This window comes from Klebsiella sp. 10982 (assembly GCF_048589245.1).
GTDB lineage: Bacteria > Pseudomonadota > Gammaproteobacteria > Enterobacterales > Enterobacteriaceae > Klebsiella > Klebsiella quasivariicola.
On the sequence record NZ_JBMAXV010000082.1, the window covers coordinates 1 to 6253 of the forward strand.

Annotated in this window: 10 protein-coding genes and 1 pseudogene; 8 read left to right on the top strand and 3 right to left on the bottom strand. The window is 46.7% G+C overall.

All coding sequences use genetic code 11. From position 1 onward, the window contains the following. Window positions 1-151 (bottom strand): transposase (locus ACKLKD_RS27160; protein WP_170967399.1); only part of this gene is annotated, 151 nt, incomplete at its 3' end. Window positions 152-285: 134 nt separating this feature from the next. Continuing rightward, window positions 286-683: pseudogene (locus tag ACKLKD_RS27165) on the bottom strand (transposase); the annotation flags it as partial. A gap of 74 nt (window positions 684-757) precedes the next feature. On the opposite strand from ACKLKD_RS27165, the gene ACKLKD_RS27170 reads away from it, so the two are divergent. The 8 genes from ACKLKD_RS27170 (at window position 758) to ACKLKD_RS27205 (ending at window position 5024) form a co-directional block, all read left to right on the top strand. Then, a complete protein-coding gene (locus ACKLKD_RS27170; RefSeq protein ID WP_043875877.1) occupies window positions 758-1321 on the top strand; it encodes a hypothetical protein in 564 nt (187 codons plus the stop codon). Next, window positions 1308-1550 carry a hypothetical protein gene (locus ACKLKD_RS27175; RefSeq protein WP_004181763.1) on the top strand — a complete coding sequence of 81 codons (243 nt, stop codon included), beginning with the start codon at window positions 1308-1310 and terminating at the stop codon, window positions 1548-1550. The genes ACKLKD_RS27170 and ACKLKD_RS27175 overlap by 14 nt, the downstream gene beginning before the upstream one ends. Before the next feature lie 47 nt (window positions 1551-1597). Further along, window positions 1598-2062 (top strand): hypothetical protein, encoded by a 465-nt coding sequence (locus ACKLKD_RS27180; protein WP_004181762.1) that lies wholly within the window; start codon window positions 1598-1600, stop codon window positions 2060-2062. Between the two features lie 9 nt (window positions 2063-2071). Further along, on the top strand, window positions 2072-2479 hold the full coding sequence (locus tag ACKLKD_RS27185; RefSeq protein WP_016946349.1) for a hypothetical protein: 408 nt from the start codon (window positions 2072-2074) through the stop codon (window positions 2477-2479). A gap of 42 nt (window positions 2480-2521) precedes the next feature. Continuing rightward, entirely contained in the window at window positions 2522-3481 is a 960-nt protein-coding gene (locus ACKLKD_RS27190; protein WP_014386528.1) for a DNA replication terminus site-binding protein, read from the top strand. Continuing rightward, window positions 3478-4236: a hypothetical protein gene (locus ACKLKD_RS27195; RefSeq protein ID WP_004181760.1), complete on the top strand. Its 759-nt coding sequence runs from the start codon at window positions 3478-3480 to the stop codon at window positions 4234-4236. Before ACKLKD_RS27190 ends, ACKLKD_RS27195 begins: the two co-directional genes overlap by 4 nt. Further along, entirely contained in the window at window positions 4233-4562 is a 330-nt protein-coding gene (locus ACKLKD_RS27200) for a hypothetical protein (RefSeq protein ID WP_016946351.1), read from the top strand. Before ACKLKD_RS27195 ends, ACKLKD_RS27200 begins: the two co-directional genes overlap by 4 nt. A 144-nt stretch (window positions 4563-4706) precedes the next feature. Then, a complete protein-coding gene (locus ACKLKD_RS27205; RefSeq protein ID WP_004026552.1) occupies window positions 4707-5024 on the top strand; it encodes a hypothetical protein in 318 nt (105 codons plus the stop codon). A gap of 65 nt (window positions 5025-5089) precedes the next feature. Here ACKLKD_RS27205 and ACKLKD_RS27210 read toward each other — a convergent pair whose 3' ends face one another. Next, on the bottom strand, window positions 5090-6226 hold the full coding sequence (locus ACKLKD_RS27210) for a tyrosine-type recombinase/integrase (RefSeq protein ID WP_014386529.1): 1137 nt from the start codon (window positions 6224-6226) through the stop codon (window positions 5090-5092). Window positions 6227-6253 lie beyond the last annotated feature (27 nt).

Here is a 6253-nt window from a genome sequence, read left to right on the forward strand (position 1 = left end):
ATTCAGTACTTGCAAAACGGAGGTAGTCCATAGATGTAAAAGTGGCCTCAGAAATACCCATCTTTCGGCAGACTTCCTCCACCCGAGTGCCGGTTTCGGCCTGTTTCAGCGCAAATGCTATCTGTTCTTCGGTATAGCGGGTCTTTTTCATGGCGATGTGCCTCTCTGTGAGATGGAAGAAAGACCGGAGACTTCAGTTTAGCCTGGCACTGTTTTCAGGGAGGAGATCAGTTTCAGCCATCAGCCGGTATTCTTCCAGCGTCAGGTTATTCAGGGATTCGTGGGGGCGCTCGCCGTTATATGCAGCCACGCATAGTACCCGGCCCGGGCGACATTCAGTACCCGATACATCGTCATGACACCACATACAGTGCAGTGCTCATTGATAAAGCGGTACTTCAGCCGGGCTCCCTTGCAAAGTACCGCGCGGCCTTTTTCAGGATATCCCATTTTTCTTCGGTTCGTTTTAGCTGCGCCCGAAGTTTCAGGGTCTCGCTTTTAGCTTCCAGTATACCCCGGGCATACTGCTCGCTGTTATCAGGTTTGATAGCCCGTAGCCACTTGTAGAGGCTGTGTGCAGAAACACCCAGACGGTCAGATACTTCGGCGACGGAATAACCGCATTCCGTTATTTGACGGACGGCTTCTTCCTTAAATTCAGGTGTAAATCGTGGTGTGCCCATAGGCTCCTCCTGTGCTCACACTATAGGGCAGGATCATCTACCGGGGAGGGGTCAGTCCAGCATTAGTCGGCGTAATGGCTATTATAGCCGTTGCATCTACCTGGTATCCAAAAGGCCGTAAAATTAATTTTTATATTTTCCTGTTGAGTATAGTTACTTTTTTGGGACTGGTTGTTTTGGGATTCCTCTACTGGTTTATTGAAGGCTCAGTTTATGGGGCTCTTGTCAGCTGCGTATGTATTATTTTCCTTTGCATGACACGGCTCCGGTTGATTGTGTATCACTATAACGTCAAGTCGAGTGTTAAACGAATTGTAGCTTCTGTTAAGGAGGGTAAAAGAGTTGCTTTCATTGCTCACCAAAATTTAGAGTTGAGGGATGTCGTGGTATCAATGTTCAGCTCAATGCTTCCAGAACAGTCGCGCGTGATACATGGTCCATTTGGTTTTGGCATGGATACTGAGATTGAATTTATTAAGAAGCGAAACAGTGCTGACGAAGGTTATCTCGTTATTTTTCTTAATCAGCAAGACTCTTACTCATGGTTAAAACTTATCGCGGGTGATTCACCTGAAAAAGCAATTGCGTACAATTTTGACTTCATCCCTGATCTGGAGAGTGAACATGAAACTAAATGAGACGTCTGGCGTATGCGAAGATGTGCATCTAAATACATTTGTCATCGACCCGGCAACAGCCCGACGTTTTGAGTGCGTTAAAGAGATGGTTCGTAAGCAGGGGTTCAATAACATCACGGAGCCGGAAATCATTGATGCCATATTGTCTGAAATAACAGCTGCAGATGCAGCCGGAATTTTTATTGAATACAAGTTAAAAGCCACCAAACCTTTGCTTTCTACAGATTAGGGCTTTACAGAGCTTTTTTTTATGTTTTCATATTCATAAATTAGAAAATGAGAACCAGTAAATTGAATATGATTTTAAAAGAAGAAATTGTTTTGGGTATCTACAGCTGGCTTCATATGACTCCGGTCAGCATGCTGGTAAGAAACATAACCAGCGATCAGGGAGGGGATTACGCGATCGTCCGCTTTACCGTCGATAGCCGGGGGGTCCAGATGGGGCCTAAGGCACAGGGCCAGCTTCTTTGTTCATTCGGGTTTAATGTAAAGGAATCCTGTGAGGCCGACCCAAAAGACGGTCCAGGCCTCATAAAGGCCGAAATGATGAACGGTGTTATGCAGCTGGTACCGGAATGCATTGAGCTCACAGACAGTCAAACCCAGGCAATCAGGAAAGAAGTAACTGTGTTTAACAGGGTTTGTGCTATGCAACTCCTGGGGGGGCATGGGAATGCAAGGTCTCTGTGGGAGAAAGAAATTCTTCCCCGGATGAAAGTGCGCAGACAACTACATTGAGGCAAGGCGATGAGCAAAGTGCATTGTATTAGTGGTATTACCTGGAAAAACTCCGATAGCGCGTCTTTCAAAGTATATGCCTGCATTGCTGCTGTATTCAGCCTTGGCCTGGTCACAGCTACCGTCAGGAACTATGAAATTCTACAACTGACTGTTCCGTATACCTGGTATGTTTTCTTCACTGCATTCTGGCTTCTGTTCCCGTCCTTTACGGTCTCTTTCCGGGAGCGGGAAGGGCGTCTGTTTACCTCGATGGGTTTTTACGGGTTAAAACTGGTCACTCTCGACCGCCCTGTCTCCGATGGGTACTGGCTGGTCACGATGGAGAAAAACCGTTATCGCCTCGTCAGAGTATGCCGGGACGGGCGACGCCAGCCTGTATGGCTGACGTTTAAGTCTTTACCAGAGTTTGTTTAACGATTACCGTCGCACGTTCAGGAATACGATACGGGAGACGATATGAATACTGACTTTGCCCATTACAACGAAGAGCAACTACGCAAACTCGGTGAGCTGCACAGTTTACTCCGTCACAGCGATATCGGCTCATCTTACCTTGCCTCGCTCCCGGAGCCCCGTAGTGTTGAGGAGTTGAATCCGCCACAGGAAATCAATGTGACTCATTCGGTACCCGACGTCGACACCCTGGTGGATATTTACCGGCAGCAGCGGGTTGATAAAGTCCATGTCAGGGATGAGCATTATTCAACCAAAATCACCCGAAAATACCCCGGGTTCGTTGTGGTCAGAAACAATCATGATCAGGTGATGTCGCTGGTGGGTGAAATCAACCGGCTTCGTGACAAATTTGCTGATGCTGTAAAAGCTATCACTCATTACCAGGACTCCCGGTCAGAAATTCTGCACCAGGTTTACCCGTGGCTGGTGACTTTACAGGTGTCCCGTAATATCCGGATCGTTACTGAGCAAATTCGCTCCCTGGGGTTCACCTGGCAAATCCCTGTCATTCATAAATTTACCCGGCTGGAAACGGTTATCGACCGCTTACGCAGGGAGATAACTGAGCTCCAGCCGGATATCAGTCTGACAAAACAGGATGTTGAACGGCTGAAACAGGAACGAACCGAAGAAATCATGATGCTGTCGTTGCTCAATGATGAAGTGAGTCATGACGATGAAAATTTGAGAAAATTTCGGCTTATCCGGGAAAGTAACTTTCCGGCTGTTAACGTCAATATCCGGTACACCAGTCCTGAAGATCCAGATGATGTTCATGGGCCGTACAAACTCAACTTTCGCGCGCCTTTACCATTAATTTTGTTCAGCGAACCGGGCCGGTTTAATCCGTTAAAAAATTACGTAAAAGGTGAAAGGCAGAAGCGCGGCGATTTTAATGAAAAATATCGTTCTGTCCTGCCCCGTATAGGGCTGGTGGAAGTCATCAGGGAGTCAAAATGAGCCGGATTTTAACCGGGATTTGTGAAGCTGATCCGGCCAGGAGGTTATACAAAGTGGCCGTCAGTAGGGGAAACACTTTTCTGTCTGCAAAAGAACGTTTTCGTGTACAGGTCTGTTTCAAAAATGCCATAACACATCCAGATGAAGATCGGCTGCTGGCCGAGCTGTTGACTGTTCATCACTTCCTGGCTGACACCTCTATTTTATGGCATATGGAGCAAAAAACTTATGCATGCACCACGACATGGGCCACCACGTCCACATGGCTGCCAGAGATATATCAGCGTCAGGCCAGCACGCCCAATGTGGTAAAGATTATCAAATTTATGCACGCCCGGTTTCCAGGCCTTAAAACGGTTGCAGAAACAAATGAGCAGGGTTACGAACAGGCGCTTACCAGTGTGGATTTTGAAATTCCTTACTGGCCGGTGCTGCCGAAATTCGAATCTGATATAGGAACGATACAGGTAACGATTGCCGGGATGATCCGTTACACAGAAACGATGAGCAATAAAGATTGTAAAACCCCTCTCGACTTAATGATAAAAAGTTTTAAGTCAGGGTTGATCCCGATAGAGAAAATGCCGTTGAGTAAGACTGAAAGGCTTATGCCTCTGAATATCAACACCGCTGGTAAGATATTTACACACGCGACATGGCCGAGATGTCGTTACATTTTCGTACCGGATGAGGCGGGAGTAATGAAACTGGTTAACGTGGTCAAATTAAGATTAAAGCCTCTGGAGGAAAAATGACTTACGCTATTTTCTTGTTAGTAACTGCTGTTTGTGCATTCGGATTAAATTATCTGACAAACAAAATCTGTTCCGGTACGGGTATGATTAACCAGAGTGGAGGCTCTAATGTACACGCCTTACGGTGTATCACATCGTTCCTCCTTCTCCTTGTCTCACTCTGGCTTCCTGTCAAACCTGCCGTGATCAATCTGGCAGTAGAGTTTGCTGCACTGGTGAATTTCATTGCATCTGTCACTCTCTATACCGTTGCAAATTTCCGGGCAAAACGGAGATTAAAAAAACAAAGAAAAGAAGAAAAGCTGCTCAAAAAGGATAATCCATGATATCGCCTCTCATTTTCATTCGTGAGACGCACCAGAACTGATTCAGGCACAGGGTAACATATTTTCAGGTTTCCTGGCTGCCTTCACAATTATTCCGAAGCAGGTAGCAATGTCAGCCGTTTTTAAATATCATCCGGAGTTTTCATGAATAATAAAAGAACGATTACCACTCGAGAGCAGATTAAAATTAATGGGGAAATTCGTGAGAGAACAGCAACCCATATTGTTACCGGTGCTCATGGGTACGAAACCCTTTGCATAAGTGGTTATATTGTCGAACATAACGAGATGGGTGAGGTTATCCATAACAGCGAAAAGTTAGCGGAAGATTTGTTACCTGTTACCTGCCCCACATGCAGGGTCATTTGGTATCACACCCATGAATTTACACTCGATGATTTTGACAGTCTTTCAGGAAAAGGGGATTTTGTTGTGACAGATTTGAAAGAACTGAATATCTGAAAAGTTCATAAGTGACCAGCGCTCAGAAACATGTTGCTGAGTGCTGGCGTTTCTCTCAGTAAAATCTATATGTCGTCCAGATGATTACGCATAAAGCTTACCATGGCTTTTTCACTGGCAAGATATCCACGGATATAACGGAAGACCATCTTTGGATCAGACCAGTTCCCCATCTCGGTAATCTTTTCCAGGGAGTACCCGGCCTTAAACAGCTCTATGGCTCCCCCCACACGCACACTGTGTCCTGTCCATGTCCGGTACCGCCCGGACTGTCGGTTACTGTCGCCGACCTTCCCGGCAATCCCCCAGAGGCGTGCAAATGCCTGGTTCAGTGAATTAGAGGACAGCATACCAACATCTTCCCGTGATACCTTTGATTCATTCTGTAGCTGCGTCAGTAACCCCTCACTGAATCCTGCTTTGACCAGCATCCTGTCTATGGATTTTCCCCGCGATAGCTTACTGCTGGTGGACGGGAAATATCGGTTTGTATGGATGTTTACAGGCTGAAAAAGAAAACGGTGCCCGAAGGTTTCGGTATCGGTGTATTCCACCGTCTCAATCAACCGTCTGACATGCTGACTGCATTGTGGTGAGAGCTGAAATGTCAGGTTACTTGAAAGGCTTGTCTTGGTCCGCATGACGTCCAGAAGGTAACAGGACGTGTCATTTTGCCATTTCAGGTCGCCGGTTTTAATCCTTCGAATTTCCACGTTACGCAGCAGGGTTTCAAACCCAACCCATATCATTGCAAGGTCCCGTATGTCTCTCAGGTCGTCGCTTTTATGCAGCGACCGGCGAAGAATATTGAGATCGGATATAAGAAATGGAAGGGCCTGACCGGTGACGATTTTTTTCTCATTCTCCCGCGCCCGCCATACCTGAACCAGTGCTTTTATCAGAACGTTGCGGAAGTCTGGAAAACCCAGGCTGCTGTTAACGCTTGAAAGGCATGCAATAAAATGAGAGATAGTCGCCATTTTAACGGATCCATTCAGCCCATTAATATAGCGCTCGACATCAACCGCTGTGACCGGGAAGGGGGTCAGACCGTGCCTGGCGCACCATGCAGACCAGACACTCGTGACCCTTAACTGACTTCTGGCCGTATTGTACCGGCGAAACCGCAAGAGCTTGAGTGCATCCAGAGCGCTCATGTCATCGGTTCGTGAGATAGCAACCAGTTTGGTTTTATCTGTCATGGGAAGATCTCATGTCTTTTCACTGAT

Bases quoted from the DNA above. Each gene is read 5' to 3' on its own strand.
- ACKLKD_RS27205 (WP_004026552.1), top strand. From the start codon at position 4,707: ATGAATAATAAAAGAACGATTACCACTCGAGAGCAGATTAAAATTAAT.
- ACKLKD_RS27175 (WP_004181763.1), top strand. From the start codon at position 1,308: ATGAAACTAAATGAGACGTCTGGCGTATGCGAAGATGTGCATCTAAAT.
- ACKLKD_RS27210 (WP_014386529.1), bottom strand. From the start codon at position 6,226: ATGACAGATAAAACCAAACTGGTTGCTATCTCACGAACCGATGACATG.
- ACKLKD_RS27200 (WP_016946351.1), top strand. From the start codon at position 4,233: ATGACTTACGCTATTTTCTTGTTAGTAACTGCTGTTTGTGCATTCGGA.
- ACKLKD_RS27180 (WP_004181762.1), top strand. From the start codon at position 1,598: ATGAGAACCAGTAAATTGAATATGATTTTAAAAGAAGAAATTGTTTTG.
- ACKLKD_RS27190 (WP_014386528.1), top strand. From the start codon at position 2,522: ATGAATACTGACTTTGCCCATTACAACGAAGAGCAACTACGCAAACTC.
- ACKLKD_RS27185 (WP_016946349.1), top strand. From the start codon at position 2,072: ATGAGCAAAGTGCATTGTATTAGTGGTATTACCTGGAAAAACTCCGAT.
- ACKLKD_RS27195 (WP_004181760.1), top strand. From the start codon at position 3,478: ATGAGCCGGATTTTAACCGGGATTTGTGAAGCTGATCCGGCCAGGAGG.
- ACKLKD_RS27170 (WP_043875877.1), top strand. From the start codon at position 758: ATGGCTATTATAGCCGTTGCATCTACCTGGTATCCAAAAGGCCGTAAA.